Below are 26683 nucleotides of genomic sequence, written 5' to 3'. Positions count from 1 at the left end.
TCAGGCCTCCCCCATCGTTTCAAGCATGACCGTCTTCATCGCCTCCGGGCCCGACTTTCCGGCCCAGACGACGAACTGGAACGCCTGATAATAGCGTTCGCAGGCGCGGACGGCGCTCGTCAGCACGGTCTTGCATTGGGGACCGTTCAGTTCGGCTCCGCCCGCGAGCAGGATCGCGTGCCGGAACATGACGACTCCGTCGGAGGGCCACAGATCGAAATGGCCGATCCACATCTGTTCGTTGATCAGCGAAATCAGGGTGATGAGATCGACCCGCCGGGCGGCGGGCGCCTTGAAGTTGAAGGCGCAGGCGACGTGAAGAGCCTCGAGATCCGAAAGCCATGTGAAGGCGATGTTGTAGTCGGCCCAGCTGCCCGCGACGACGATCGAGATTTCGTCTTCTTCGTCGCGATCGAACGGCCATTCGTTATGCGCCGCCAGCCTTTCGATGATGTCGACCGGATGTTCGGGGCGGGGCAGTTCCAATTGCGAAACGGGCATTCAAAGACCTTTTAGGGTGAAACGGACTCGAGGCAGGGCCGTTGTTCCCCGGGCGATTGAAGCGACTCAAAATTCGCTCGACCCGGCCAATGAAAGGAATCACAAGGTCGCCCCCCAATGCAACCGTTCGCGCCGCACTTGTCCCCGGTCTAGCAAGGTTGAGCACAGGCAAGAGCCGGGGAGGGGGCTGGAAGCGCGCGCTCTCCTTTCGAAGAAAACGGGGCCTAACCCTTTGATCCGACGCGATCGCTCGCCAGGCGAGCGCGCCGTCCGGCGACGCGGGCGGTTCGCGCTCCCGTCTCGCGCAAGTCAGCCTGGCGCAGGCGCGGAGGTTAGCGGACTCTCCGGCAACAGATAATGTTGAAGCAGGTAATCGAGGCCCCGGCGCCACGAAACGTCGGTGTTGCCGCGGATGTCGACGCTGTGGACAAATGTCATCCGGCCGGTTTCGACATCTCTCATATAGAGATTGATGTTGAGGATCAGGTTGCTGACCTTCTGAACCGTTCCCCAGACCGCAAGGTCTGATCCCAGCGCCTTCGCGAAGCCGGTCTCGCAGCCGTTGCAGTTCCCGATCCACGGACCGGCCTCGATGTCCGAGCGGACTGCTGGCGTGACCTCGACGATGGCGAAACGGCCCGATTGGTCGAGCCGTTCGCGCAATTGCCGGTCGAGATTGCTGATTCGTTCGTCCTCGATCGCGGAGACCGGCTCAAGCGACGTGTTGATCAGATGAAAGCCGAAGAAGGCGACGCGCGGAATTTTTGGCGCTGTCTCGGCGCAAGCGCCAGATCCGCTTGCGAAGACGGTCAGCAGCGCGAGCGCGCAGGCGAATGTTGTCCGGACGGCCATGATCCCGCACGCTGCTTTCGATCCGGACGGCGGCGCTGGTTGGCGCTACGCCTGTGGACGACGCTTCCCGACAATGCGACTGGCGCTTGGACTATTTCGCCGCTGGTTTGGTCTTTGTCGCGGGTTCGGTCTTTGCCGCAAGTTCAGCCTCGAACGCGGCCAGGCGTTTGCTCAAACGTTCGTTTTCCTCGCGCGCCTTCGCCGCCATCTGCTTGACCGCCTCGAATTCCTCGCGCGAGACGAGATCCATCGTCGCGAGCAGGCGGTCGAGCTGACTTTTCATGGCGGTTTCGGCCTCGCGGCGCACGCCCTGCGCCATCTCGGTGGCGTCCGTCATCAGCCGTGTGAAATCGTCGAAAACCCGATTTTGCGCCATCTTTCAACTCCAGGAAAGGCCCATCCGATCGGCGGCAGGAACGCCGGAGGCGCTCTAGCACAAGGAACGCGAGAGCGACATGGGATCGTAATGGTTTTATCACAAGATCGGGCGCGGCGAGAGAGGGAAGGCCAGCGATGCTTGACGAGGCCTCGCCGGCGCCGCATCTGACAGACCTCCGGAGCGCTCATGCCGATCCTGATCCCCTATCCCGCCATCGATCCCGTGCTGCTCAATCTCGGGCCGTTCGCGATCCGCTGGTACGCGCTCGCCTATATCGCCGGGCTGCTGCTGGGCTGGGCTTACGCGCACGCCCTCGTCAAGCGCGCTTCGCTTTGGGGCCAAGCTCCGCGTCCCGACGCGGCGGCGGTCGACGATCTTCTCGTTTATGCGGCGATCGGGGTCATCCTCGGCGGACGACTCGGCTACGTCCTGTTTTACAATCCGCAGTTCTACCTCCAGAATCCGCTGGAGGTTTTCTCGGTCTGGAAGGGAGGGATGGCTTTTCATGGCGGCTTCGCGGGAACGGCTCTGGCGATCTTTATCCTCGCCCGCCAAAGGCGCATCTCCGTTCTCGCCATCACCGATCTCTGTTGCGCCGTGGTCCCCATCGGGCTCTTCCTCGGGCGTATCGCCAATTTCATCAAGCCGGAGCTTTGGGGCCGCGTGACCGACGCGTCTGTCGGCATGATTTTCCCGGGCGCCGGTCCGCTCCCGCGCCATCCGAGCCAGCTCTACGAGGCCGGCCTCGAGGGATTGGTCATTTTCCTGCTGCTTCTTGGCGCGATCCGCCTTGGAGCGCTGGGCAGGCCGGGTCTCGTCACCGGCCTCTTCGCCACGCTTTACGGCGCCGCCCGCATCGCCTGCGAGTTCTTTCGCGAACCGGACCCTCAACTTGGCTTTCTGTTCGGGGGCGCGACGATGGGCATGCTGCTGTCGCTGCCGATGATCGCCCTCGGCCTGTTTTTCATCCTGCGGGCGTGGCGCGAACCGCTCGCCCGGACGGCCAAACCGGCATGAACGGCCAAACCCTCATGACGGGAGAATCCCCCGCGAATCCGCTGGAATCGCTGATCTGCGAGATCATCGCCGAGAATGGGCCGATCAGTCTTGAACGTTACATGACTCTCGCTCTCGCCCATCCCGCGCATGGCTATTACCGTTCGCAGGCGCCGTTTGGCGCCGCGGGGGATTTCATCACCGCCCCGGAGATCAGCCAGATGTTCGGCGAACTGATCGGCGTCTGGTGCGTCGAAGTCTGGCGCGCGATGGGCGCTCCCGTCCCTTTCCGCCTCGTCGAACTTGGTCCCGGCCGCGGCGTCCTGATGGCCGACCTCCTGCGCGCGGCGAAGGTCTCGTCGGCGTTCCGCGCCGCGCTCGACCGCGATCTCATCGAGGTCGATCTGGTCGAGACGAGTGAAATCCTGCGCGAGACCCAGCGGCGGACGCTTCAGGGATGCGGCGCGCCGCTCGCCTGGCGCGCGCGCGCGGATGATGTCCCCGAAGGCGCGGCGATCTTCATCGCCAATGAATTCTTCGACTGCCTGCCCGTGCGCCATTTCGTGCGCGGAGCGGACGGTTGGCGTGAGCGGCTCGTTGGCCTCGATCACGGCGGCAAGCTCTGCTTTGGCCTCGCCCCGGAGCCCGAACAGGGGTTCGATCCTGCGGGCGAGACCGGCGATGTGATCGAGATCTGCTCGCCCGCCGTGCGCCTGATGGAAAGCCTCGCGGCCCGGATCAGCGGGCGCGGCGGAGCGCTTCTTGCTTTCGACTACGGCTACGACTACGGCGACGCCCGGCGCGGAGAAACGCTGCAGGCCCTGCGACGGCACAATTTTGCCGATCCGTTGCGCGATCCGGGGAAATCGGATCTGACCGCGCATGTCGATTTCGGCGGCCTCGCCCGCGCCGCCCGGGAAAGCGGCGCGTTCGCTTTTGGCCCGCTGGCGCAAGGCGAATGGCTCATGCGCATGGGAATCGCTGAACGCGCCGGAGCTTTGCGCTCCCGCGCGAAGCCGGAGCAGGCGGCGTCCATCGATTCCGCGCTGGAGCGTCTGACCGGCGCCGGGTTGAGATCGGTCGGCGAAACCCATATGGCGAAGCTCTTCAAGGTTCTGGCCGTGACGCCCGCCGGGTTTGCGCCGCCGCCCGGCTTTGAGGGTCTCCGACAAGGCATGAAAAACGAGGACGAGGCTTTGATATGAGCGCTCCCGCGCCGCTGACGGCGAGCCTCTTCGACGAGGCGGGCCTGACGCATGGTTTCTTCACCCGTGAGGGCGGCGTCTCCACCGGCGTTTACGCGTCCTTGAATGGCGGCGTCGGATCGAGTGACGACGCGGCCTCCGTCGCCGAGAACCGGCGCCGGATGGCCCTCCACCTTCAGATCGACGCCCAAAATCTCCTCGTGCCCTATCAGATTCACTCCCCGGACGCTCTCGCCGTGCGACAGGCGTTTGCGGAGCGTCCGCGCTGTGACGCGCTGGTGACCGCGACGCCGGGCCTCGGGCTTGGCGTCACCGGCGCCGATTGCGGCATGATCCTCTTCGCCGATGTGGAGGCGCGGGTGATCGGCGCGGCCCATGCCGGGTGGAAAGGGGCGCTCACTGGCGTGATCGAGGCGACGCTGGCCGCCATGGAGGATCTTGGCGCGGCGCGGGAAACTGTCCGGGTCGCGCTCGGGCCGATGATCGGCCCCGAAAGCTACGAAGTCGGCCCGGAGTTTTTCGCCAGGTTCGTCGAGGCGGCGGACGATCACGAGGCGTTTTTCGCGGTCTCGGAGCACGTGGGTCATTACATGTTCGATCTGCCCGGCTTTATAGGCATGCGGCTGCAGCGGGCCGGAATCGGCGCCATCGAGAACCTCGCCTTCGACACATATGCCGATCCGGCGCGGTTTTATTCCTACCGGCGCTCGGTGCATAAGAACGAGCCGGATTACGGCCGTCAGGTCGCGGCGATCGCGCTGGTCTGAGCATCATAGGGATTGTCGTAATCGACGCCCTCGAGATAGAGCCCGTCCGGCGGCGCGAGCGGGCCGCAGCGGCTGCGATCGCAGGCTTTCAGCGCCAAGAGCGCGTCGGCGGGGGTCCATTTGCCCGCGCCGACCTGCGCCAGCGAGCCCGTCATCGACCGCACCTGCGTATGCAGGAACGAACGCGCGCCGGCGCGGATGAGGATTTCGTCGCCGTTGCGGTCGACGTCGAGGCGCTCCAGCGTGCGCACCGGACTTTCCGCCTGGCATTCGGAGGCGCGGAAGGTCGAGAAATCGTGTCGCCCGAGCAGGAGCATCGCGGCCTCGGCCATGGCCGAGGCGTCGAGTTTGCGTTTGACGAGCCAGGCCCGGCCGCGTTCGAAGGTCAGCGGCGCCCTGCGGTTGACGATGCGGTAGAGATAGCGCCGCCGCACCGCCGAAAACCGCGCGTCGAAGGCGTCGGACACGCGCTCCGCCGACAGGATGGCGACCGTGTGCGGCCGCATATGGGCGTTGAGGGCGTCGCGCAATCTGTCCTCGCGCCAGTCCCGGGCGAAATCGGCATGGGCGATCTGCCCGCTGGCGTGGACGCCGGCGTCGGTCCGCCCCGCCCCCCGGATCATGACCTTCGCGCCGGAAATCGCTTCGCAGGCGGTCTCGATCACCTCCTGGACCGAAAGCCCGTTGGTCTGTCTTTGCCAGCCGACATAAGGCGCGCCGTCATATTCGACGAGGAGTTTATAGCGCGGCATCTGAGGGATCTGGCTGAACGGGCAGCGCCTTGCCGAGTTTCGCGCCGCGCAGGAAATCCGCCGCCTTTATCGGGCCTTTTCCGGCGCGCTGAACGTCGAGAAGCTGGATCGCGCCTTCGCCGCAGGCGATCGTCAACCCGTCGAGAATGGCCCCGGGGGAACCGGAGCCTTTGGCGAGGCTGGTGCGCAAGACCTTGATCCTCTCGGTTCCCTTGCCAAGGTCGGCTTCGAAAAAAGCCCCGGGCGCGGGAGAGAGGCCGCGGATGAGATTGTGGATCTCGGGAGCGCTTTTGCGCCAGTCAATGCGCGCCTCGGACTTGTCGATCTTGTGCGCGTAGGTGACGCCTTCTTTGGACTGAGGCGTGAAGGCGAGTTCGCCCTTTTCCAGCAAAGCGAGGGCGCGCGCCATCAGTCCGGCGCCAAGCTCGGCAAGTTCCCCGAAGAGTTCGCCCGAGGCGCTTTCGGATGTGATCGCGATGCGCTCAGTGAGGGCGACCGGACCGGTGTCGAGGCCGTCCTCCATCGCCATCACCATGACCCCGGTTTCCCGGTCGCCCGCCATGATCGCGCGCTGGATCGGAGCCGCGCCCCGCCAGCGCGGCAGGAGCGAGCCGTGCAGGTTGAGGCAGCCTCTCGGCGGAACATCGAGAATGGCGCGCGGCAGCAGGAGCCCATAGGCGACGACGACGACGACCTCGGGTCTGAACGCCGCCAGGGTCGCCGCGGCGTCTTCGGCGCGCAAGGTCTTCGGCGTCAGCACGTCGATCCCGAGCCGCTGCGCGGCCAGATGCACAGGCGATAAGGACAGTTCCAGGCCCCGCCGCCCGGCGGGTTTCGGCGCGCGGGTGTAGACCGCCGCGATCTCGTGCCCCTGACCGGCGATCCTGGTGAGGACGGGAACCGAAAATTCCGGAGTTCCCATGAAAACGACGCGCAAGGGTTCGGCCTCTCAAAAGCCCGCCGCGCGGGAGCGGACGGTCGCGTCAGACCCCGGCGGCGCCGTGGCCCTGGCGTTCGCCGCGCTCGCTCTTCTTGCGCTCCCCGGCCTCCAGCCTTGCGGCCTTGCTGAATTTTTTGGAAATGCGCTCGCGCTTGAGCCGCGAGATGTGGTCGATGAACAGCACGCCGTTCAGATGATCGATCTCGTGCTGAAGACAGGTCGCGAGAATGTCGCCCGCCTCGATCTCCTGCCTGCGCCCCTCGCGGTCGAGATAGCCGACGCGCACCCGAGCGGGCCGGAGCACCTCCTCGTAGAAATCCGGGATCGACAGGCAGCCTTCCTCGTAAGGGGACAAATCCTCCGAGCTCCACAGGATCTCGGGATTGACGAGGCAGATCGGCTCGGCCGACGAGGTCTCGTCCTTGCGTTTGGCGACGTCGAGCACGATGACGCGCTTCTGGACCGCGATCTGGATCGCGGCGAGGCCAATTCCGGGCGCCTCGTACATCGTGTCCAGCATGTCGTCCATGAGCGCGCGAATCGAATCGTCGACGCGGGCGACAGGCGGACAGACGAGACGCAAGCGGGGGTCGGGGAGGGTGATGATCGGACGAATGGCCATGACGACAGAAATAATACCGCAGGCGCGAGACGTCAATTTGCGCGCCGCGGCGAAGCGGCCGTCAAAGACCCCGCAAAGGGCTTGCAAAGCCCCGGTCAGTCAAAGATCTGCGTCTGGCGACTTCAGCCGCCGGATCGAGGTGATTTGCGCTCCGGCGGCGGCGATCCGCTCCCGCGCGGCCGCCAGGGGCTCGCTCGCAACCAGCATGTGATGCGCGTTGGCGTGCAAAAGCTCGGTCTCGTTTCGCATGAGTCCGACATGTCCGGGCCAGAAAACGATGTCGCCGCGCCGAAGGCTCGTTGAAGCGCCGGAAAGGTCGAGAGGAACGCCGAGCGCCTTCTCCTGCAGGTCCGTATCGCGCGGAGCCGAGATCCCCGCCGCCTGCAGGCTGATCTGAACGAGGCCGGAGCAATCGACGCCAAAGCTCGTTTTCCCGCCCCAGAGATAAGGAGCATGAAGGAACCGCTCCGCCGTCGCGACGAAATCCGGCTCGGATGTCTCCAAGGGCGCGAGATGTTCGGCGTAGACGTAATTCGCTTCCGCGATCCGGGCGAAGCCGCCGCCGGCGTCAATGACGCGAACCGCGGCGCCAAGCGGCAAAGCGTCGAGAATCGGCAATTTCATATCCGGGCAAGGATAGACGAAGCTTTGATTGACCCGGACGCGATGGGTCGGCGCGGCGCGGCTCTCGTCGAGCGCGTTCATGTCGAGCGAGTTCATGTCGAGCGCGTTCATGGAGACGTAGCCGACGTAGCCGTCACGCGTGAGTTGAATCCAGCCCCAGCCTTCTTCGTCCTCGTAGAGGGTCGCTTCCTCGCCGAATAGCGCCTGGGTGTCGAGGGACGCTTCAAAATTCGGGGCGCGGCGCAGGCCGGCGACGCCCTCCCGGATCCGCGCCGGCCGGCCCTCGACATAATCCGGCGCCTCGACCTTGCCGCGCAGATGCGCGGCGGCGAGATCGGGGCGGGCCGGGGTGAGGCGGGGGTCGAAGGCGATCATAGGCGTTCCAGGTCAGCGTCCGGCCCGGTTTAGTCCGCGTTCGCCCCGGAGTCGACACCGGCTTTGCATTTTCCGCGGGCGCTCGCGGCCGGTTCAAGAGTTACAAATTCAAGCCAGTCAAGGAAAGGCCGCGCTGCTCTATTCCTTGCCGGTCCGGCAAATTTTGACAGGCGCTTGTAAGTCGAACACGAACCTAATAAACAATCTGCGAAACAAATACTTTGTGACAATCAGTCTTGGAGGAGCGCCATGCGTAATATTACTGTCGTAAAATCTTTTTCTTTGCTGGCGTTTTTCGGTCTGGCGCTGGCAAGCGTCACCACTGTCGCGAGCGCGGGCGCGATGAGCGACGCCAATTGCAATGCTTGCGTCTCCTCCTATCATTGCGACTCGGCCGTACAATCGTGCGTCCACGATTGCGGCGCGAAGGCGGAGGGCGCCGATCATAGCGCCTGCGATTCGAGCTGCGGCGGCGCTTCCGGCAAGTGCGTCGCCGACGCCAAGGCCGAATGCAAAGAATATTGCAGCCAATAACGAATCGAAGATTTTCGCAAGCGGCCGGAGCGGGGCCGGTCGTCCGTTAGGGCGACTTGTCCTCGAGTCCCGCCGCTTCGTCGTCGGCCTCCTCGACCGTCACATGAATGTGGTGGACGGCCCTCGCCGCGCCGGGCCCGTGTCCGGCCGCCCCGGCGCCAAACCGCGCCTCCAGCAAATCATACAGCAGCCGCGCGCCCTGCACTTCGCCGCCTTCCGGGCGCCCCGGCCGGGCGGCGGGAGCCCAGGCGTAAATGTCGAAATGCGCCCAGGCTTTCGCCTTCTCGACGAAGCGCCGCAGGAACAGCGCGGCCGTGATCGAACCCGCGAAAGGTCCGCCGGAAATGTTGTTGACGGCGGCGATCTTGCTGTCGAGCAGTTTGTCGTAGGGGTGCCACAGCGGCAACCGCCAGACCGGATCGAGGGACGAGGCGCCGAACTTGGCGATGTCGGCGGCGAGATCCTCGTCCATTGTGTAGAACGGCGGCAGATCCGGGCCGAGCGCGACACGCGCCGCGCCGGTCAGAGTCGCGAAGTCGAACAGGAGATCCGGCGCCTCCTCATCCGCGAGCGCGAGGGCGTCGGCGAGGATGAGCCGCCCTTCCGCGTCGGTGTTGCCGATTTCGACGCTCAGTCCCTTGCGGCTCGGATAGACGTCGCCCGGCCGGAAGGCGGCGCCCGAGATCGCGTTTTCGACGATCGGCAGCAGCACCCGCAGGCGCACGGGAAGGCCCGCCTCCATCACCATCGAGGCGAGGGCGAGCGCCGCCGCGGCGCCGCCCATGTCCTTCTTCATCAGCGCCATCCCGGCGTCGGGCTTGACGTTGAGCCCGCCTGAATCGAAACAGACGCCCTTGCCGACCAGCGTGACCTTCGGATGGCTGGGATCGCCCCAGTGGAAGTCGACGAGGCGCGGCGCCTTGTCGGAGGCGCGCCCGACGGCGTGGATCAGCGGAAAATTCGCCTCGAGCAAAGCGTCGCCGCGGATCACCGCCGTGTCCGCCTTGAAGCGCGCCGCGAGCGTCAGAGCTGCGGCCTCGAGTTCATCGGGGCCAAGGTCGTTGGCGGGGGTGTTGACGAGATCGCGCCCGAGCGCGACCGCGCCCGCGATCCGCTCCAGCCGCGCGGCGTCGACGCCGTCCGGTGCGCAAAGCTCGGGCAGTCGACCGTTCTGCGCCCGGTAGCGCGTGAATCGGTATTGCGACAGGAGCCAGGACAGCGCCGCGAGGCCGGGATCCTGCGGCGCATTGGCGAAACGGTACAGGCCGGGCGGCAGCGACGTCGCCAGCGCTCCGGGCAGAAACGGATTGGCGGCGCGCGCGTCCTCGCCGTCGAGACCGAACAGAACGCCGGCGATGGTTCCGCTCGAATCGGGCAAAAGCTGAACGCGTCCGGGATTCGGCTCGAATCCCGCGCCTTCGGCGAAGGCGACGGACGCGGGGGCGAGCCCGGCCTTCAGGCGCGGCCACGTCTGCGCGGTGACGAACCAGATCGGGATCGCGTGGGGCGAATGTTCGCGGCGGAGCGGCGTAGGCGAGGGCATGGGCGAATCCTGCAAGGCGGGCCGTGGGTCGCGCGATCGCGCCCTTGAGGGTTAATCCTTCCTTGCGCTCCTTGCAAAAGCTACTGGCTCGCCTTGCAAAAGGAGCCGGTCCCGCTGACATTCGTTCGCGGCGCGCCCGCGCTTCGACATCCGCTGCCGAGGAACATTTTCCCGAGGTACACATTCCATGGTCTCACGCATCCTCAAGGTCGATCCGTTCGATCTCGTCGTTTTCGGCGGAACCGGCGATCTCGCGCATCGCAAATTGTTTCCGGCGCTGTTTCGCCGGTTTCTCGACGGGCAGTTCACGGCTCCGTCGCGCCTGATCGGCGCGTCGCGGCAAAATCTCGACGACGCCGGATATCGCGCGACGATCTGCGAGGCGTTGCAGCGCTTTTCCAGCGAGGCCGGGCGGACCGACGCGTTGAAGAGCTTTCTCGACATCATCTTTTATGTCCCGCTCGACGTCGGCGCCGACACCGGCTGGGATCTTCTGGCCAAGAAACTCTCCGCTGATCCCTCGCCTGTGCGGGCGTTCTATCTGGCGACGACTCCCGATCTTTTCGGCATGATCGCCAAACAGCTCGCCGCGCACGGGATGGTGACGCCGGGATCGCGCATCATCGTCGAGAAGCCGATCGGCCGTGACGGCGCGTCCGCCGCGCGCATCAACGACGCGCTCGGCGCGGTCTTCGCCGAGCAACAGATCTACCGCATCGATCACTACCTCGGCAAGGAGACGGTGCAGAACCTGATGGCGTTGCGCTTCGCCAACGCGCTGCTGGAGCCGGTGTGGAATTCGGCGCATATCGACAATGTCGAGATCACCGTCGCCGAATCGATCGGCGTCGAGGAGCGCGGCGCCTATTACGAGACCGCCGGCGCCCTGCGCGATATGGTGCAGAACCACCTGTTGCAGCTGTTGTGCCTCATTGCGATGGAGCCGCCCGCCTCGATGGAGGCCGACGCAGTGCGCGACGAGAAGCTGAAAGTGTTGAAGGCGCTGGCTCCGATCGACGTCAGCAACGCCGCGAAACTCACCGTGCGCGGACAATACCGTTCCGGCGCGAGCGAGGGCGGCGTCGCGCCGAGCTATACGCAGGATGTCGGCAAGGACGAGAGCATGACGGAGACCTTCGTCGCGCTGAAGGTCTGCATCGACAATTGGCGCTGGGCCGGAACGCCATTTTATTTGCGCACCGGCAAGCGCCTGCCGCAACGGGTGTCGGAACTCATCGTCTCGTTCCGCGAAATTCCGCATTCCATCTTCAGCCCGGAATCCGGCAAGATCTCGAAGACGCGCCTCGTCATCCGGTTGCAGCCGGACGAGGGGATCAAATTGTGGCTCATGTTGAAGGAGCCGGGAGCCGGCGGCATGCGGTTGCGCTACGTGCCGCTCGACATGAATTTCGCGGAGGCTTTCGCGATCTACGCGCCCGAAGCCTATGAGCGGCTGTTGATGGATGTGATCCGGGGCAACGCCACGTTGTTCATGCGTCGCGACGAGGTCGAGGCGGCCTGGCGCTGGATCGATCCGATCAAGGAGGCCTGGGGGCAATCGAACGAGCCGCCGCGTCCCTATTTCGCCGGAACCTGGGGGCCGGCTGCGGCGATCGCGCTGGTGGAGCGGGATGGTAGGAGCTGGAACGAGGAGATTTTGTAGGGGGAGGAACTGTCGGAAACGGGGACGATCGGACCAAAGCCAGATCTAGATTTCTACGGATCGCTTCAGATCGGCTTCATGCGCTTTCAACAGGCTGATGGCTTCATCGCGGTTCATTGCCGCAATATAGCATGAGGCGCGTTCGTTCGCCACACAATCAAACATACCCCTCACGATCTCGCCCTCGGCAGAATCATGCGAACAAGTGTGCCGCTCCCGGCTTCAGATGTGATCTCCACCTTGCCGCCGGATTGCGTGACCATGCCATACACCTGGCTGAGGCCGAGCCCCGTCCCCTGTCCTGACGGTTTGGTGGTGAAAAAGGGCTGGACCGCCTTGGAGAGAATCTCCGGCGTCATTCCGGCGCCGTTGTCGGAGACGACGACCGCAACCGCGTCGTCCTGTTTGTCCCCGACGGCGCCTTCTGAGAGCGCGGCGTTCGTTGCGCCGATGCGCATCGCGCCGCCCGCGGGCATCGCGTCCCGGGCGTTGACGGCGAGATTGATCAGGGCGCGCTCGAACTGATCAGGATCGATGAACGCCGGCCACAGGTCTTTTGCGCAGCTTGTCTCCAGCCTGATCGCGGGGCCGAGTGTGGCGATGAGGACCGGCTCGATGCGGGCGATGAGTTCTTGGAGATCGACCGTCTCTGGATAGAGCGGCTGCTGTCGTGCGAACGAAAGCAATTGATGGGTGATGGCCTTGCCCTGTTTGACGCTCTCGCGAATCGTGGACAGAGCTTTTTGCTTCGCCGTCGCGGCGAGATCTTCGCGGTTCAGCACGTCGGTCATGGTTCCGACGACCATCAGGATATTGTTGAAATCATGCGCAAGGCTCGATCCGACCTGTCCGATGGCTTCCATCTTTTGCGCATGACGGAGCGCGGTTTCTGTCCGGGCGTGGCTGGCGATCTCGTCTTCGAGGGATTTGTTCGCCTCTGACAATTCGCTGTTTCGCGTAACGAGAGCCGACCGCAGATCGTGGGATTGTCGGAACTGACGGTTCGCCGCATAGGCGATGACCGAGAGAAACCCACAAAAAACAATTGTGAGGGCGCTCATGGCGAGCTGCGGCGCTCCTCCCGTGGCGAAAAACCGGACGGCGAGCGGAATCCCCGCGGTGACGATGAAAGCGATCGCGCTCGGGAAATAACTCGAACTGGTCGTTATATTTCCGGCGCACATTCCAGCGACGAGAAAGGCCGCGAAGAGCTCGTACTGCGGCAGATTCGGGGGGAAATAAGCGACGCCTATGCCCCAAAGGCTTCCGGAAAGGAGGGATCCGAAAAAAGCGAACGCTTTGGCGGAGCGGATCGAGGGTGCAGCGTTTCCAAAGCGGAGGGAGGCGACGGCGAGGCGTCCAGCGCTCAGGAGATATTGCAGGACGACCCACGCAAGAAGCTGCGCCTTTGGCGCGACCGGCCAAAGGACGGCGGCCATGACGCTCGAATTGAGCAGCGTCGCGCAGAGGGCGATCGGCAGTTTTTTCAGCAAAACTCCCAGCCGCTCCCTATCATAGGAGACTGCGCCCTCCCTTGACAAGGTATGGTTGCCGAACGCCATATTTCATCTTTAGCACGAAACAACGGCCAATGTCTGTCGTCTGGATGAAGGCGGCCGGTTCTGGCTGCCCAGAGCGCTTTCCGATCGCTCATGCGATAAATCGTCACTACGCTCTAGAACCGCCGATCCGATCCGGTGACAAAGCCGGAAGGCTCATCCGCGGGCCGACCGGCGTCCGCCGCGATCTCGGACCCGCGCCAGGGCCAGCGGCCCTCGATCTCGACCTGCATCGACCAGCCGAGGATCGTCCGGATCAGGACGATCATGCCAAGGACCAGAACGTTGTCGATGCTGGGATGCTCGACCGAAACGGTGCGCACGATGTCGCCGCCGACCATGAATTCGAGGCCGAGCAGGATCGCCCGGCCGAGGCTCTTGCGATAGAGCGGGAACGAGGCGGCGTCTCTTCGATTCAAAAGATAGGACGAGGTCGCGGCGACCGCGCCGAAAAGGATGACAAACACGCCCGCGACGTCGAGGATCAGTCCTCCCGCGGTGACGAGATCCGGGATCGCGGGAATGGAGGACAGCGCCTTCTCCCACGCGCCGCTCAGCGCGGGGGCGTCGGCGCGCGCACTGACCAGCAACATCCAAAGCTCCTCGCGCGCATCAAACCCTTAGCTTAAGAGTGATGCAAGAACGGCGGGGGTTTTGCAACGGCGAAGCCGCATGCGCCGCAGGTCTTTTCCCTGAAATAGGTCTTTTCCCTGAAATAGGTCTTCGCCCGGTAGCGGCTCAGTTGAGTTTCAGCTTTCGGCCCACGCGAGCCGTTCAGTCCAACGGCGCCGCCATCCGGCGTGAAGGCAGTGACGGTCATGAGGGGCGGTGAGCAGGTATTCGTCCCTATTTTAGGACAGTTTGAATCGCTGATAAATTTGAAGCGAATTCGCGGAGGATCATTATTGAATTTTCGCACTGAGCCCGGTCCCGAGTTCTTGTATTCAATCGGCGAAACCCTAGGGAGGAAGCAATGAAGGTCAAAAGCGGAAATTGGGCGGTGCGTCGTGCAATGGCCGCGAGCTTCCTTGGTTTGGCAGGCTTCGCGGCCAACCCGGCCGAAGCCGCGCTTCGTTTTGACGGGCAGGTTCAGGCCGGCGGTGGGCCGGTCGCGGGTTCGACCGTGACGTTATGGGCCGGCAATGCCGGCGAGCCCAAACAACTGGCGCAAACGAAAACGGCGGACGACGGGAGTTTTGCGCTCAGCACTGGCGAGACGCCTAGACCGGGCGTGAGCCTATATCTGATCGCAAAAGGCGGCGTCCCCTCGACCAACAAGAGTGCGGGCGACAACCCAGCGCTGGCGTTTCTGGCGGTGTTGGGCGGGACGCCCCCGGCCCACCTCACCATCAATGAGATGACGACCGTCGCATCGGTCTGGACCAACGCGCAGTTCCTCGACGGGGCTGCGCTAAAGGGTCCCGCGCTCAGTCTCAGCATCGCCGCGGGCAACGTCCCAAACTTCGTCGATCTGCAAACCGGCGGGTGGGGCGGCGCCATTCAGGACCCGCTCAACAGCGGCCAGACGCCGACGATGGCGAATTTCGCGACGCTGGCGGACGCGCTCGCAGGCTGCGCGACGAAAGTCAGGCCCATCGCCTGCGAAATGCTGTTCGAGGCGGCAAAGCCGCCAAAGGGCGTCGCGCCGGTCGACACGCTGACGGCGGCTCAGGCAATTGCGAAGGCGCCCTGGTATCTGCCGGGGCGAGTCTTTGCGCTGCTCGACTCATTCTATCCGGTTCCGATTGGCAAGAACCTGCGCCAGGTTCCTTTCATGCCTTATCTCAATACGGCGCCGAGCGCCTGGACGCTGCCGCTCAAATTCGACGGCGGCGGTTATCGCGCGGGCGGCAAAGCGATGTTCGATAGCCAGGGGAATCTTTGGGTTGGCGACAATTTCACCGTTGGCTGGCAGGCGTCGGACGCCCTTTGGCAGGGCCACGCCACCAAATTCGCGCCAAACGGTCGCCCGCTCTCGCCGATCACCACGGGTTTCGCCGGCGGCGGTATGGAGGGAGGCACCTTCGGCGCCGCGGTCGACGCCAACGACAACGCCTGGTTCACCAGCTATGGCAGCAAGTCGATTACGGTCTTCGACAAGACCGGCAAGCCGCTGACGCCGCCCGAAGGCATTACCTTCGGCGGCCGTCTCGGGCTGATGCAAGGCGTGATCGTCACGCCGAGCGGCGACGTTTGGGTCTTGGGTGTCGAGAAGAGCCAACTGGTCTATTTCCCGAAGGGCGATTTGACCAAGGGCCGAATCGTCTGCGAGGGCGATGGCGCCGAGCCGTGCAGGTCGTTTCGCGCGCCGTTTCATCTCGGCGTCGATCAGCAGGACCGGATTTGGGTGTCGAACAGCGGCGTCGACCACGTCACCCGCTTTCCGGCGTCCGATCCCGGCAAGGCCGAGAACTTCAAGGTCGGCTACAACAGCAGCGGGCTCGCCATCGACAGCCAGGGCAACGTCTGGGTCACCGACCGGTTCGGCAACGGGCTTCTCGGCATGATGCATATGATCGACTTCGGGCTGCACTTCAAGCTCGCAGGCGTTACGTCGGCCGCTGACTACCTGACGAGAACGATGTCGCAGCAGAAGGGCGGTTGGCGCGGCGGCAGCGTGAACCTGCTGAGGCCAGACGGCACACACTTTCCGGGTTCGCCGTTCGTCGGCGGCGGCCTGCCGGGGCCGTGGGCTGCGGCGGTCGACGGAAACGACAATGTCTGGATTTCCAACTTCGCCATGCCGAGCAGCCCGATCGTCGAGCTTTGCGGCGTCCGCACCGAGCACTGCCCGCCCGGCATGAAGACCGGCGATCAGATTTCGCCGCCCGGCGGCTACGTCGGCGGCGGCTTGCAGATGCAGACCGATATCGGCGTCAGTCCGGCGGGCGACGTCTGGGCGATGAACAACTGGCAGGACATCGACAGTTGTTACAGCAGCCCACCCGAAGCGCTTTCAACCCGATGCGGCGGCCAGGGTGTGGTGGTCTTCTACGGCATCGCCAAGCCCGTGCGCGCGCCGCAGATCGGGCCGGCGCGTCCCGTTCATTAGTTGACCGCAGAGCGCCCATCGCAGTCATTCATGCGATCGAAGCTCGTGTCAGAAAACTGCCATTTGTCAACATCGTGGCTCATGCCAAATGAGGCGGTTCCGCGACAGACTATCGCTGACACGAAACCCTTTGAGTTAGCAAGCGCCGGTGGCCGTTTGAGAAGGCCGCCAAATGTCAATAAGCCCACATTCGCTCTTAAGGCCCTATCAACCGAACTTCTGAAGTTCGTCAGTCTTGCGCCAGTTTCTCAAGCCTCGCCTGGTCGAGCAACAAAATACGCCCATATCGCTGCCCGATCGTACCTTCGGCCTCCCACTTCTTCAGGATCTGATTGACACCCTGACGTGTGGCGCCGATGAGTTGCGCCAATGTCTCTTGCGGCAGATGGAGCTTGATCTTCAGGCCCTTTGTGGTCGCCACGCCAAAAGAGATGGCGAGCATCAAGAGCCGGTTGGCCAATCTTTGCTCCATCGACTGGGCCGAATAGGTTTCAAGGGCGACCAACAGAAGCCTCAGGCGAAGAGCTTGAAGTCGCAGCAAGGCGCGGCTCAATACTGGATGAAGGATCATCAAGTCGTCCAAATCCGATGTCGTCAGATGCAGCACCGTCGCTGATTCGTGCGCGCGAGCGTCGTGGACCCGCGGCAGTCCGTCGATCGCGGACACCTCGCCGAACCAGGCGCCGGGGCCGTAATAGTCGAGCACCGTTTCCTGACCGGTTCGCGACACGTTGCTGACGCGAGCGGAGCATTCGAGCACGCGAAACATGCCATCGGCCTTGTCGCCGCGTGAGAACAGGCGCTGCCCTGGCGTTAAGACTCGCCGTCGCCCACGCGCCAGGAAGTCGTCCTGGGCCTGCTGCGGCAAATCGCTGAACCAATCATGCGATAGCAACGCGACGCAATATAGAGAGGGACGCGTTGTCACGGCGGCTGTATCTTAGTCGAGGAGGTGCAAATTTCTGACAGATTTTAGGAAAAAGTGTTCGGTCTGAGGCGTAGCGGGAGCCCGGTCTCCGGCCCGAAAAGATCGGATACTGCGGCGTTGATCACATGCGCATCCTGGAGCGGCCGAGCAAAGCATGGGCGAGGCATTTCAGCGGGGAGTGACAAGTCATGAGGCGGTTGGTCTTCGGTGCGCTGATGGCGATCCCGTGCCTCCTCCTGATCGGCCGTCAAGCGCTTTGCGACGGAGTCATCGATCTCGACTCGCTTGGGACCCGTCCATCTCTGTTTGATTACCCTGACAGCCCCAAGGATGCTCTGCGATCTCTTGGCGTCGGCGCTGAGTTTTGGGTTACGCAGTTCTACCAGGGGATGCCGGTAGGAATCGGCGGCCATACGTGGGTGTACGGCGGTAAAGGCGACGCATTCGTCACGTTCGATGGCGAAAAGCTGGGTCTATGGCCCGGATTGTCTGTCAGCGTCCATCAAGAAGGGGTGTGGGGCGAAAACCTGAACTTCACAGGCGGTACAGCGTTGTGGCCTGGCCGACGGTAGGCGGTTACAACACGGATACCTCACTGATCATAATGCAGAAATTCTGCGAGAGCGTTACTTTCACGTTCGGCAAATTCAATATGCTCGACCAAGCCGCCAAGACGCCCATTCGCGGCGGCGGCGGCTACGATGAATTCATGAACATCACGCCGACGGCGCCGGTTACCGGGATTATTCCGGCCTATATCGTGGGAGCCAATCTGACCGTCAGGACGGACCCCGCGATTTTCAGCCTCTATGTTTATGATCCACGCAACGCCCAAATACCCGCGGTGATCTCGCATCCTTTCAGCAACGGCATTACCTTTAATGGATCGGTCACAGTCCCCGTCACCATCGCGGGGCTCAATGGCTATCAGGGCGTCAAGGCCGTCTACAGCACGCAAAATGGGCTTGATCTCGGGGACATCCCACAATTATTTCTACCGCCGCAAGCGGCGCTTCAGCCGAATATCAAAAATAATCGCTGGTTCCTTAACTACGAGTTTGAACAATATTTTTATCAAAATCCAACCGATCCAAAGCAAGGCTGGGGACCGTTCGGCTATATATCCGTCTCCGATGGCAATCCCAACCCGATCAAAAACACCTACTTCTTCGGCATCGCTGGCAGTAGTTTCCTGCCGTCCCGCGAGATTGACCGCTGGGGCGTCATGTATTTCCGGAATAACATTAGCGTCGATCTGAAGGAAAGCCTGGCCTTTTTCAGGATCGGCCTCGGCGACGAGCGAGGCTGGGAGGTATTTTATAATTTTGCGGCGACCCCATGGTTTCGCGTAACGGCCGACGCCCAGTTTCTTGAGCCTGCCCTTGCCGGTGGCCAGAGGGCGGTTTTTCTTGGTCTTAGAAGCCAGATCAAATTCTGACGACCTCCCCGAGGCACGGAAGCCAATGACCTATGCTGAGCGAGGTGTTTTCGCTCCCCGACGTAACCGTCGCAAGGGGACACTCAACTCGAAACGGAGGCGCCCATGATACGAGTTGGCGCGAAATATCAGCATCTGGCGATCCCGAATGTCGGATGCGCGTGCTGCGCCATTCTCTCCCGGCGCTCGCTTCTGGCTGGCTTAACAATGGCGGCGGCAGGCGTCGCTCTGATGAAGACAGCGCCTGCGCAACCCGCGCCCACTCCTGCGGAACCGAAGCGGGGGATCCTCTTCTCGAATGTCAAGCTGTTCAACGGCAGGATCGGCGTTCCGAAGCCTACGAATGTGCTGGTGCGCGGCAACACGATCGAACGCATTTCGCCGGCTCAAGCCCAGGCCGGCGCCGATGCAAACGTCTTTGTCATCGACGGCGGGGGCCGCACGCTGATGCCTGGCCTCATTGACGCGCACGCACATGTGACATTCAACACCATCTCGATGCCGGAGTTGATCGCCGGCGATCCGGCCTATCTGCAAATTCGAATGGCGACCGGAGCCAGGGATTTGCTGATGGCCGGATTCACCTCGGTGCGCGACGCCGGGGGGCCGGTGTTCGGGATTCGGCGGGCGATCGAAGAGAACCGGCTGGACGGTCCGCGAATCTGGGCGGCCGGCACGATGGTCTCGCAGACTTCGGGCCACAACGACTTCCGATCCTTGGCCGATCTGCCCTCCGCGGGCAATCCGGGCGTGGTCGCCGGCGTGCGATTTCGTTACAGCGCCGTCGCCGACGGCGAACCCGAAGTCCATCGCGTCGTGCGCGAGCAGCTGATGCAGGGCGCGAACCTGATAAAGCTGGCGCTCGGGGGCGGCGTAAGCTCCAACTTCGATCCCGTCGACGTGACTGAATATACCCAGGCGGAGGTCGCGGCCGCCGTCGCCGACGCCGAGAACTGGGGAACCTATGTCACGGTTCATGCGTACACGCCGAGAGCAGTGCGGCTCGCGGTGGGCGCTGGCGTGCGATGCATCGAGTATGGCCAGCTCCTGGACGAGCCGACGATCAAGATGCTCAGCGACCGCGGGATTTGGCTGAGCACGCAGCCGTTCCTCGACGATGAGGACGGCATTCCGACCGTGCCCGGCTCTGAGAACGAGCGGAAGTACAAACAGGTCGCTGAGGGGACGGACAGAGCCTACACTGCAGCCAAGAAATATGGCGTGAAGCTCGCATTCGGCACGGACATCCAGTTCAACCCCAAGGGCGCTGTGCGGCAGGGCTTTTATTTGCCCAAATTGGCGCGCTGGTTCGCGCCGGCCGACGTGCTGAAAATGGCGACTGCGGACAACGGCGAGCTTCTAGCGATGTCAGGGCCGCGCAATCCTTACCCCGGCAAACTGGGGGTCGTCGAAGAAGGCGCGCTCGCCGATCTTCTGCTCGTCGACGGCGATCCACTCTCCAACCTCAAACTCTTCGAGGATCCAGGCAAAAATCTCGTAGTCATCATGAAAAACGGCAAAATCTACAAGGATAAGATCTCAGGTTAACGCAGGGGCGCTTTCTTCGCTTCCCAAGCTACGCAAGCCTTTTTTTCTCACGGCTCCGCTGGCCTCAGACGTGGGACATCAACAGCAAGTTCGCGAACGGCGGCTATCTTAAGTTTGGCGCGCCGAACCTGCCCTTCAGTTAACGGGCCGCCCGTGCGGTGCGCCGACGAGTTCGAATATCGCTTCGGCGAACTCGACGCGCTGCTTACTGCCCATGCGATGACGATCCACAAATCGCAAGAATCCGAATATCCGGCCATCGTCATCACCCTCCCGACACAGCATTATACGATGCTGGCACGAAACCTCGCATACACCGCCGTCACGCGTGGGAAACGTCTCGTGGTCATCGGCCAGCGCAGGGCCGTGGTGATCGCGGTCAAGAGCTGGGCGGGGCGCCACCGCTGGACCAAACAGGAGGAGTGGTTGAAGTCGCCGCGAAGGGAGCGGGCCGTGACGATGCCGCTCTGGTTGCAGCTTACCGTGTTGTCCTATCGCGGGCGGGCGCCATCGAGGAACAGCGCGACGGCTTCGACGACGAAGGCGTCGCGCTCCTGTTTCGCTGGTTTCGGGCCATGCCCAAAAACTATTCCCGCGTAGCGCAGGCTTTTCAGCGAAGCGACGAATTGCTCGGCGGCGAAACGCGGCTTCGCCACGGCGAGTTTGCCGCTTTTAGCCGCCGCCTCGAAATATTCGGTCATCGCCTCGCAGACGCGGTTGGGGCCGGCTTCGAAATAAAGATGGGCCACCTCTGGAAATCGCGCCGCTTCGCCGCTGACGATCTGCTCCATGCGGATCGCTTCCGACGACCATAAAAGGTCGAGCAGCCGACTCCCGATTTCCGCCAGCGCCTGGTCGACCGGCAATTCCTCAAAAACGGAGACCGGAAAATTCATGCCGCGCGCCTCGCATTCCGCGGCGATACACGCCGAAAACAGCGCTTCTTTCGACGGAAACCGTTTGTAAAGCGTCGTTTTCGACGCATGCGCCCGCTGCGCGACCAGATCCATCGAGGTTGCCGCGTAGCCAAGCTCCATGAACGCCTCTTTGGCCGCGCCGAGGATGCTTTCCTCTTTCGGGTCGTCGCGCGGCTGGAAGGGCTGGACTGTCAGTTGCGATGTCATCGGGTTTTCGGGCCTGTACTGGACTGTATCGTTTTGTGTTGACTCGGCGAGTCTCCGAGGCTAGCTCTATAGCAGTACGATACAGTTCAGTCCATATTTAGGATCGGAACGTCAGCATGCCCACTCCAATGCGCAAAATCCAGCCCTCGACCGGGTCGCGCGCGAAAGCGCCCTTGCGATTTGGCCTGATCTTGCTCCGGACCGCCGCCGCCTTCGCCGTCGCGGCTGGCCCCGGTTCGGCGGGCGCGGGCGAGGCCGATCCGCGAAAGGAGCCGCCGCGCGTGCAGATCGCCCTAGTGCGGGCGGCAAACGGGTCGGAGCAGTCCTTCACCGGCGTGATTTCGGCTCGCGTCCAGAGCAATCTCGGGTTTCGCGTTCCGGGCAAGGTGGTCGAACGTTATGTCGACGCTGGCCAAGGCGTCCGGGCCGGCCAGCCGCTGATGCGCCTTGACAACAAGGATCTCGATCTCGCGCTGGCGGCGAAGGACAACGCGGTCGCGGCGGCGCGCGCCGCCGCCGCGCAGACGGCGGCCGACGAGGCGCGCTACAGCCGTCTTGTCGCCAAAGGATGATCGACCCGCCAGAAATACGAACAGGCCCGGGCCGCGCTCGACAGCGCCAACGCTCAGCTGGCCGCAGCGGAGGCGCAGGCCGGAATCGCCCGTAACGAACGCGGCTACGCCGTGCTGCTGGCGGACGCCGACGGAACCGTCGTCGAGACCGCGGCTGAGCCCGGCCAAGTCGTCGCCGCCGGCCAGACCGTGGTCAGGCTCGCGCACGCCGGATCGCGGGAAGCCGCCGTCAACCTGCCAGAGTCGGTGCGCCCCGCGCTCGGCTCCGCGGCGCGGGCGCGGCTTTATGGGTCGCCGGGGGCGCCGTCGCCGGCGCGCCTGCGGCAGTTGTCGGACTCCGCCGATCCGGCCAGCCGGACATTTGAGGCGCGCTACCTTCTGGACGGGGCGGCGGCGCAGGCGCCGCTCGGCGCGACCGTGACGATCGCGATCGAGACCCATGCGGTTCGCGAGGACGCTGAGGTTCCGCTTGGCGCGATCTATGATGACGGTACGGGCCCCGGCGTGTGGATCGTCGATCCGGCTTCGTCGGCGGTGACCTTCCGTCCCGTTCAGATCCGCCGGCTCGCGGCGGAATCTGCGGCGGTGAGCGGCGTCTATGCCGGCGAGCGCGTCGTCGCGCTCGGAGCCCATCTCCTGCACGCAGGCGAACTGGTTCGGGTCATGGACCGGAGCCTGGCGCAGCAATGACCGGCTTCAACCTCTCCGCCCTGGCGGTCCGCGAGCGCGCAGTCACACTTTTCCTAATCATCGCGGTGGCCGTCGCTGGAATCTTCGCTTTCCTCAAGCTCGGCCGCGCCGAGGATCCGGCCTTCACCATCAAGGTTCTGACGGTGACGACCGCATGGCCCGGCGCGACCGCCCAGGAAATGCAGGACCTCGTAGCCGAGCCGCTGGAGAAACGGCTGCAGGAGCTGCGCTGGTACGACCGCGTCGAGACGATGACGCGGCCGGGCCTCGCCTATATGACTCTGACCCTAAAGGACAGCACCCCGCCGGCGGAGGTGCCCGACCAGTTCTATCAGGCCCGCAAGAAACTTGGCGACCAGGCCCGCAACCTGCCGCAGGGCGCTCTGGGGCCGTTCGTCAACGATGAGTATTCCGACGTTACCTTCGCCGTCTACGCCCTGAAGGCGCCCGGCCTCGCGCCGCGCCTGCTCGTCCGCCAGGCCGAGGCGATCCGGCAGCAACTGTTGCGCGTCCCGGGCGTCAAGAAGGTCGACATTCTCGGCGAACGGCCCGAGCGCATTTTTGTCGAGTTCGCCTATGCGCGGCTCGCCAACCTCGGGGTGAGCGCCCGCGACGTTTTCGCCGCCCTGCAGAGCCAGAATGCGGTGACGCCCGCGGGATCGATCGACACCAATGGCCCGCAGGTGTTCGTGCGGCTCGATGGCGCCTATGACGATATCCAGAAAATCGCCGACACGCCGATCGTCGCCCGGGGCCGCAACCTCAGGCTGTCGGACGTGGCCGAAGTGCGCCGCGGCTACGAGGATCCCGCGACCCTCCTGATCCGGCACGACGGCGAACCCGCCCTCGCCCTCGGCGTGGTGATGCAGGAGGGGTGGAATGGCCTCGACCTCGGCAAGGCGCTCGAGGCCGAGTCGCGGACCATCGCCGCCGATCTGCCGCTAGGCGTGACCTTCGCCAAGGTCACCGATCAGGCGGTGAACATCGCCGAGGCCGTCGACGAGTTCATGCTCAAGTTTTTCGTCGCGCTCGGCGTCGTTCTCGTCGTCAGCCTCGCGAGCCTTGGCTGGCGGGTCGGTCTCGTCGTCGCCGCCGCCGTTCCGCTGACGCTCGCCGTCGTGTTTGTGATCATGCTGAACACCGGACGCGTCTTCGACCGCGTTACGCTTGGCGCGCTGATCCTCGCGCTTGGCCTTCTCGTCGACGACGCCATCATCGCCATCGAAATCATGCTGGTGAAGATGGAGCAGGGCATGCGGCGCGTCGAGGCCGCCGCCTACGCCTGGAGCCACACGGCGGCGCCCATGCTGGCCGGCACGCTCGTCACCGTGGTCGGGCTGATGCCGGTCGGTTTCGCGAATTCAAGCTCGGGCGAATACGCCGGAAATATTTTCTGGGTCGTGGCGTTCGCGCTGATCGCCTCCTGGGTCGTGGCGGTGGCCTTCACGCCCTACCTCGGCGTCGCGCTGCTGTCCGACGTGAAGCCCGCAGCCGGCGGCCACGCGGCGATCTACGACACTCCCAATTACCGCTGGCTGCGCGCCGCGATCGGCTGGTCGGTGCGCCGGAAGTTTCTCGTCGCCGGCGGCGTCCTCGCGGCCTTCGCGCTCGCCGTCGCCGGTCTCGGCGCGGTCAGCAAGCAGTTTTTTCCGACCTCCGATCGCCCTGAGCTTCTGGTCGAGGCGCAGATGCCGGAGGGCGTAAGCATCGAGGCGACCAGCGCCGCCTCGGCCAGGGTCGAGACATGGCTGAAACGACAACCTGAAGCGAAAATCGTGACGAGCTCCATAGGCCAGGGCGCGCCGCGGTTTTTCTTTTCCTACAACCCCGAACTGCCTGATCCGTCCTTCGCCAAGATCATCGTTCTGACTCCCGATGCGCAGGCCCGCGAAGCGCTGAAGGCGCGGCTACGCAAGGCGATTGCGGAAGGCCTCGCGCCGGAGGCGCGCCTGCGCGTCCTCCAGCTCGTGTTCGGTCCGCCCGCGCCGTTCCCCGTCGCGTTCCGGGTCCTGGGGCCTGATCCGACGATCCTGCGGGGCGTCGCCGATCAGGTCGAAGCTGTGATGCGCTCCAACCCGAACATGCGGCAGGTCAATCGCGACTGGAGCCAGCAGGCGCCGGCCGTGCGCTTCGTTCTTGATCAGGACCGCTTGCGGCTGATCGGCCTCACGCCCGCCGATGCGGCGCAGCAGCTTCAGTTCCTGCTCACCGGCGTGACGGTGACGCAAGCGCGGGAGGACATCCGCACCGTCGACGTCGTCGCCCGCAGCGCCGGCGCCGAGCGGCTCGATCCGGCGCGCCTCGCCGACTTTACGCTCTCGTCCCAGGATGGACGCCTTATCCCGCTCGACCAGATCGGCCGCATCGAGGTGCGCATGGAGGATCCGCTGCTGCGCCGCCGCGACCGCACCCCAACGATCACCGTGCGCGGCGACATCGACGAAGCCTTGCAGCCGCCGGAGGTCTCGAGCCAGATCGAGACGGCGCTGCGGCCGGTCATCGCAAAACTGCCGATCGGCTATCGCATCGAGATGGGCGGAAACATCGAGGAGTCGGTCAAGGCCAACACGGCCCTGATCGCCGTCTTCCCAGTCATGCTGGCGATGATGCTGGCGATCATCATGGTACAGGTCCGCTCCTTTTCGGCGATGATGATGGTCATGTTGACGGCGCCGCTGGGTCTCGTCGGCGCCGCGCCGGTCCTGCTCTTGTTTCATCAGCCGTTCGGCTTCACCGCGATCCTAGGCCTGATCGGGCTTGCCGGCATCCTGATGCGCAACACGCTGATCCTGATCGGGCAGATCAGGACCAATGAAGCGAACGGCCTCGCGCCGTATCAGGCTGTCGTCGAGGCGACGGTGCAGCGCGCCCGGCCCGTAATCCTGACCGCGCTCGCCGCCGTTCTCGCCTTCATTCCGCTCACTCTTTCAGAGTTTTGGGGCTCGATGGCCTACACGTTGATCGGCGGGACGGCGATCGGCACGGTTCTGATCCTCGTCTTCTTGCCGGCGCTCTACGCCATCTGGTTTGGCGTCCGGCCGGCGCCGGCCGAGGCGGAGAGCGAAGCGCGCGGGCCGGCGCGAGCGGCGGCGGCGCTGGATGGGCATTGCCCAACTCCGGGCGAATGAACGCCGCCGCGACCGAAGCTGGCGAAAAAACCGACGGGCATTGACACGTTAACGCGCTGAGGTCACGCGGAAGCATTATCGCACTGGCGGGTTCTGGCTGGATCGAGAGCGCCGGCTTCGGGACCGCGCGATGTTTGATTTCGCGATTGATAGTAAGCTCCGGGGATGCGACGTCGTCAAAGTCAAAATCGGCGATCTCATCAGCGGTGGCCGGGTTCGTACACGCGCGATCGTCATTCAGCAGAAGACCGGCCGACCCGTTCAGTTCGAACTCCTCGAACCCGCTCGCGGCAGCATTCTGGCATGGCTTGAACGCCGCGGCGGTACGCTCGACGACTTCGTCTTTCCAAGCCGGACCGATCATGCCAATCATATCAGCACTCGGCAATATGCTCGGCTGGTTGACGAGTGGGTCACCGGGATCGGATTGCGCCGGGAGGACTTCGGGACACATTCGCTTCGCCGAACCAAGGCGTCGATCATCTACAAGCAGACAGGCAACCTGCGCGCGGTGCAGATCCTGCTTGGCCACACGAAGATCGAAAGCACCGTTCGCTATCTCGGCGTCGACGTAGAGGACGCGCTCGCCCTTGCCGAAGGCACGGAGGTATAGCGATCTTATGATCTCCTCGACCTCGGCGCCGAGGAGTTATGTGCCCGCGTTGGGGTCTCCGCGATGCGCCCATCCCGGCCGGTCCCAGTCAAGGCGATGGTTCTCGAAAGCGGACGCTAGGTCGCCGAGGCGATTTCGGCGGCCACGGGCTGGTTAGCTGCCATTCGCTCTCAGCTCAAACGCCTGCAATTGGCGCGCAAACTATCCGAGTCGGCTTTTCAGGATGGACCTCGAGTTAACGCCCGGGCCAACAGCGTCGCCAACACGAGGTGCAGAAC

General features: G+C 64.0%; 23 protein-coding genes and 3 pseudogenes. 13 read left to right on the top strand and 13 right to left on the bottom strand.

The features are described 5' to 3' along the window. The 3 genes from BM177_RS09240 to BM177_RS09230 form a co-directional block, all read right to left on the bottom strand. Entirely contained in the window at positions 1–501 is a 501-nt protein-coding gene (locus BM177_RS09240; RefSeq protein ID WP_091681404.1) for a type III secretion system chaperone family protein, read from the bottom strand. 309 nt (positions 502–810) lie between these two features. Next, on the bottom strand, positions 811–1353 hold the full coding sequence (locus tag BM177_RS09235) for a DUF3280 domain-containing protein (RefSeq protein ID WP_091681403.1): 543 nt from the start codon (positions 1351–1353) through the stop codon (positions 811–813). A gap of 91 nt (positions 1354–1444) precedes the next feature. Further along, positions 1445–1729, bottom strand: coding sequence for an accessory factor UbiK family protein (locus BM177_RS09230; protein WP_091681401.1), 285 nt, complete (start codon positions 1727–1729; stop codon positions 1445–1447). A gap of 189 nt (positions 1730–1918) precedes the next feature. Here BM177_RS09230 and lgt point away from each other — a divergent pair, with 189 nt between their 5' ends. From lgt to pgeF, 3 genes are read left to right on the top strand one after another with little or no spacing between them, the layout of a single operon-like run. Then, positions 1919–2749, top strand: coding sequence for a prolipoprotein diacylglyceryl transferase (gene lgt / locus BM177_RS09225; RefSeq protein ID WP_091681399.1), 831 nt, complete (start codon positions 1919–1921; stop codon positions 2747–2749). Then, positions 2746–3933 (top strand): class I SAM-dependent methyltransferase, encoded by a 1188-nt coding sequence (locus tag BM177_RS09220; protein WP_244532234.1) that lies wholly within the window; start codon positions 2746–2748, stop codon positions 3931–3933. The genes lgt and BM177_RS09220 overlap by 4 nt, the downstream gene beginning before the upstream one ends. Continuing rightward, positions 3930–4700 carry a peptidoglycan editing factor PgeF gene (gene pgeF / locus BM177_RS09215; protein WP_091681396.1) on the top strand — a complete coding sequence of 257 codons (771 nt, stop codon included), beginning with the start codon at positions 3930–3932 and terminating at the stop codon, positions 4698–4700. Before BM177_RS09220 ends, pgeF begins: the two co-directional genes overlap by 4 nt. Here the strand turns inward: pgeF and truA are convergent. From truA to BM177_RS09195, 4 genes are all read right to left on the bottom strand, one after another. Continuing rightward, positions 4673–5452: a tRNA pseudouridine(38-40) synthase TruA gene (gene truA, locus BM177_RS09210; RefSeq protein ID WP_091681394.1), complete on the bottom strand. Its 780-nt coding sequence runs from the start codon at positions 5450–5452 to the stop codon at positions 4673–4675. The two genes, pgeF and truA, sit on opposite strands and share 28 nt — an antisense overlap. Further along, a complete protein-coding gene (gene fmt, locus BM177_RS09205; protein WP_280140544.1) occupies positions 5439–6389 on the bottom strand; it encodes a methionyl-tRNA formyltransferase in 951 nt (316 codons plus the stop codon). The genes truA and fmt overlap by 14 nt, the downstream gene beginning before the upstream one ends. A gap of 46 nt (positions 6390–6435) precedes the next feature. Beyond that, positions 6436–7014 (bottom strand): peptide deformylase, encoded by a 579-nt coding sequence (gene def, locus BM177_RS09200; RefSeq protein WP_091681773.1) that lies wholly within the window; start codon positions 7012–7014, stop codon positions 6436–6438. A 99-nt stretch (positions 7015–7113) separates the two neighbouring features. Then, positions 7114–8013 carry a C40 family peptidase gene (locus tag BM177_RS09195; protein ID WP_091681390.1) on the bottom strand — a complete coding sequence of 300 codons (900 nt, stop codon included), beginning with the start codon at positions 8011–8013 and terminating at the stop codon, positions 7114–7116. A gap of 249 nt (positions 8014–8262) precedes the next feature. On the opposite strand from BM177_RS09195, the gene BM177_RS09190 reads away from it, so the two are divergent. Then, positions 8263–8547 (top strand): hypothetical protein, encoded by a 285-nt coding sequence (locus BM177_RS09190; protein ID WP_139223575.1) that lies wholly within the window; start codon positions 8263–8265, stop codon positions 8545–8547. Between the two features lie 46 nt (positions 8548–8593). Here BM177_RS09190 and BM177_RS09185 read toward each other — a convergent pair whose 3' ends face one another. Further along, a complete protein-coding gene (locus BM177_RS09185) occupies positions 8594–10090 on the bottom strand; it encodes a leucyl aminopeptidase family protein (RefSeq protein ID WP_091681386.1) in 1497 nt (498 codons plus the stop codon). 187 nt (positions 10091–10277) lie between these two features. On the opposite strand from BM177_RS09185, the gene zwf reads away from it, so the two are divergent. Continuing rightward, the gene (gene zwf / locus BM177_RS09180; protein WP_091681384.1) at positions 10278–11753 is read left to right on the top strand and encodes a glucose-6-phosphate dehydrogenase; all 1476 of its coding nucleotides are present in this window, start codon (positions 10278–10280) and stop codon (positions 11751–11753) included. Between the two features lie 170 nt (positions 11754–11923). On the opposite strand, the gene BM177_RS09175 is transcribed toward zwf, so the two are convergent. From BM177_RS09175 to BM177_RS09165, 3 genes are all read right to left on the bottom strand, one after another. Then, complete coding sequence (locus BM177_RS09175) at positions 11924–13315, bottom strand: ATP-binding protein (protein WP_091681382.1); 1392 nt, start codon at positions 13313–13315, stop codon at positions 11924–11926. Between the two features lie 113 nt (positions 13316–13428). Then, positions 13429–13905 carry a DUF1622 domain-containing protein gene (locus BM177_RS09170; protein WP_091681380.1) on the bottom strand — a complete coding sequence of 159 codons (477 nt, stop codon included), beginning with the start codon at positions 13903–13905 and terminating at the stop codon, positions 13429–13431. Positions 13906–13937: 32 nt separating this feature from the next. After that, a complete protein-coding gene (locus tag BM177_RS09165; RefSeq protein ID WP_139223574.1) occupies positions 13938–14132 on the bottom strand; it encodes a hypothetical protein in 195 nt (64 codons plus the stop codon). 153 nt (positions 14133–14285) lie between these two features. On the opposite strand from BM177_RS09165, the gene BM177_RS09160 reads away from it, so the two are divergent. Further along, positions 14286–16364 carry a hypothetical protein gene (locus tag BM177_RS09160; protein ID WP_139223573.1) on the top strand — a complete coding sequence of 693 codons (2079 nt, stop codon included), beginning with the start codon at positions 14286–14288 and terminating at the stop codon, positions 16362–16364. A gap of 229 nt (positions 16365–16593) precedes the next feature. On the opposite strand, the gene BM177_RS09155 is transcribed toward BM177_RS09160, so the two are convergent. After that, complete coding sequence (locus BM177_RS09155; protein ID WP_175492549.1) at positions 16594–17232, bottom strand: Crp/Fnr family transcriptional regulator; 639 nt, start codon at positions 17230–17232, stop codon at positions 16594–16596. A gap of 248 nt (positions 17233–17480) precedes the next feature. On the opposite strand from BM177_RS09155, the gene BM177_RS20010 reads away from it, so the two are divergent. From BM177_RS20010 to BM177_RS20595, 4 genes and pseudogenes are all read left to right on the top strand, one after another. Next, on the top strand, positions 17481–17864 hold the full coding sequence (locus tag BM177_RS20010) for a hypothetical protein (protein WP_175492548.1): 384 nt from the start codon (positions 17481–17483) through the stop codon (positions 17862–17864). Further along, on the top strand, positions 17846–18730 hold the full coding sequence (locus BM177_RS09145) for a carbohydrate porin (protein WP_175492547.1): 885 nt from the start codon (positions 17846–17848) through the stop codon (positions 18728–18730). Before BM177_RS20010 ends, BM177_RS09145 begins: the two co-directional genes overlap by 19 nt. A gap of 105 nt (positions 18731–18835) precedes the next feature. Next, a complete protein-coding gene (locus BM177_RS09140) occupies positions 18836–20278 on the top strand; it encodes a metal-dependent hydrolase family protein (RefSeq protein ID WP_210185898.1) in 1443 nt (480 codons plus the stop codon). A gap of 177 nt (positions 20279–20455) precedes the next feature. Continuing rightward, positions 20456–20707: pseudogene (locus tag BM177_RS20595) on the top strand (ATP-binding domain-containing protein); the annotation flags it as partial. Positions 20708–20769: 62 nt separating this feature from the next. On the opposite strand, the gene BM177_RS09130 reads toward BM177_RS20595, so the two are convergent. Continuing rightward, a complete protein-coding gene (locus BM177_RS09130) occupies positions 20770–21402 on the bottom strand; it encodes a TetR/AcrR family transcriptional regulator (protein WP_091681365.1) in 633 nt (210 codons plus the stop codon). 128 nt (positions 21403–21530) lie between these two features. On the opposite strand from BM177_RS09130, the pseudogene BM177_RS09125 reads away from it, so the two are divergent. The 3 genes and pseudogenes from BM177_RS09125 to BM177_RS09115 all read left to right on the top strand — a co-directional run. After that, a pseudogene (locus tag BM177_RS09125) lies at positions 21531–22664 on the top strand (efflux RND transporter periplasmic adaptor subunit). Then, entirely contained in the window at positions 22661–25792 is a 3132-nt protein-coding gene (locus BM177_RS09120; protein ID WP_091681364.1) for an efflux RND transporter permease subunit, read from the top strand. Before BM177_RS09125 ends, BM177_RS09120 begins: the two are co-directional and overlap by 4 nt. Positions 25793–25883: 91 nt before the next feature. Continuing rightward, positions 25884–26405: pseudogene (locus BM177_RS09115) on the top strand (tyrosine-type recombinase/integrase); the annotation flags it as partial. Positions 26406–26683: the final 278 nt, after the last annotated feature.

It is taken from the genome of Methylocapsa palsarum (genome assembly GCF_900114285.1).
In the GTDB taxonomy this organism is placed as follows: Bacteria; Pseudomonadota; Alphaproteobacteria; order Rhizobiales; family Beijerinckiaceae; genus Methylocapsa; species Methylocapsa palsarum.
This window is presented reverse-complemented; position numbering and strand designations above follow the sequence as displayed.

Excerpts from the sequence above, each read along its gene's own strand:
- BM177_RS09175 (WP_091681382.1), bottom strand. The coding sequence starts at position 13,315 with ATGGCGTTCGGCAACCATACCTTGTCAAGGGAGGGCGCAGTCTCCTAT.
- BM177_RS09130 (WP_091681365.1), bottom strand. The coding sequence starts at position 21,402 with ATGACATCGCAACTGACAGTCCAGCCCTTCCAGCCGCGCGACGACCCG.
- BM177_RS09140 (WP_210185898.1), top strand. The coding sequence starts at position 18,836 with ATGATACGAGTTGGCGCGAAATATCAGCATCTGGCGATCCCGAATGTC.
- BM177_RS09190 (WP_139223575.1), top strand. The coding sequence starts at position 8,263 with ATGCGTAATATTACTGTCGTAAAATCTTTTTCTTTGCTGGCGTTTTTC.
- BM177_RS09120 (WP_091681364.1), top strand. The coding sequence starts at position 22,661 with ATGACCGGCTTCAACCTCTCCGCCCTGGCGGTCCGCGAGCGCGCAGTC.
- lgt (WP_091681399.1), top strand. The coding sequence starts at position 1,919 with ATGCCGATCCTGATCCCCTATCCCGCCATCGATCCCGTGCTGCTCAAT.
- BM177_RS20010 (WP_175492548.1), top strand. The coding sequence starts at position 17,481 with ATGAGGCGGTTGGTCTTCGGTGCGCTGATGGCGATCCCGTGCCTCCTC.
- BM177_RS09230 (WP_091681401.1), bottom strand. The coding sequence starts at position 1,729 with ATGGCGCAAAATCGGGTTTTCGACGATTTCACACGGCTGATGACGGAC.
- BM177_RS09170 (WP_091681380.1), bottom strand. The coding sequence starts at position 13,905 with ATGTTGCTGGTCAGTGCGCGCGCCGACGCCCCCGCGCTGAGCGGCGCG.
- BM177_RS09240 (WP_091681404.1), bottom strand. The coding sequence starts at position 501 with ATGCCCGTTTCGCAATTGGAACTGCCCCGCCCCGAACATCCGGTCGAC.
- BM177_RS09220 (WP_244532234.1), top strand. The coding sequence starts at position 2,746 with ATGAACGGCCAAACCCTCATGACGGGAGAATCCCCCGCGAATCCGCTG.
- truA (WP_091681394.1), bottom strand. The coding sequence starts at position 5,452 with ATGCCGCGCTATAAACTCCTCGTCGAATATGACGGCGCGCCTTATGTC.
- BM177_RS09235 (WP_091681403.1), bottom strand. The coding sequence starts at position 1,353 with ATGGCCGTCCGGACAACATTCGCCTGCGCGCTCGCGCTGCTGACCGTC.
- BM177_RS09185 (WP_091681386.1), bottom strand. The coding sequence starts at position 10,090 with ATGCCCTCGCCTACGCCGCTCCGCCGCGAACATTCGCCCCACGCGATC.
- def (WP_091681773.1), bottom strand. The coding sequence starts at position 7,014 with ATGGCCATTCGTCCGATCATCACCCTCCCCGACCCCCGCTTGCGTCTC.
- BM177_RS09160 (WP_139223573.1), top strand. The coding sequence starts at position 14,286 with ATGAAGGTCAAAAGCGGAAATTGGGCGGTGCGTCGTGCAATGGCCGCG.
- pgeF (WP_091681396.1), top strand. The coding sequence starts at position 3,930 with ATGAGCGCTCCCGCGCCGCTGACGGCGAGCCTCTTCGACGAGGCGGGC.
- BM177_RS09165 (WP_139223574.1), bottom strand. The coding sequence starts at position 14,132 with ATGACCGTCACTGCCTTCACGCCGGATGGCGGCGCCGTTGGACTGAAC.
- zwf (WP_091681384.1), top strand. The coding sequence starts at position 10,278 with ATGGTCTCACGCATCCTCAAGGTCGATCCGTTCGATCTCGTCGTTTTC.
- BM177_RS09195 (WP_091681390.1), bottom strand. The coding sequence starts at position 8,013 with ATGATCGCCTTCGACCCCCGCCTCACCCCGGCCCGCCCCGATCTCGCC.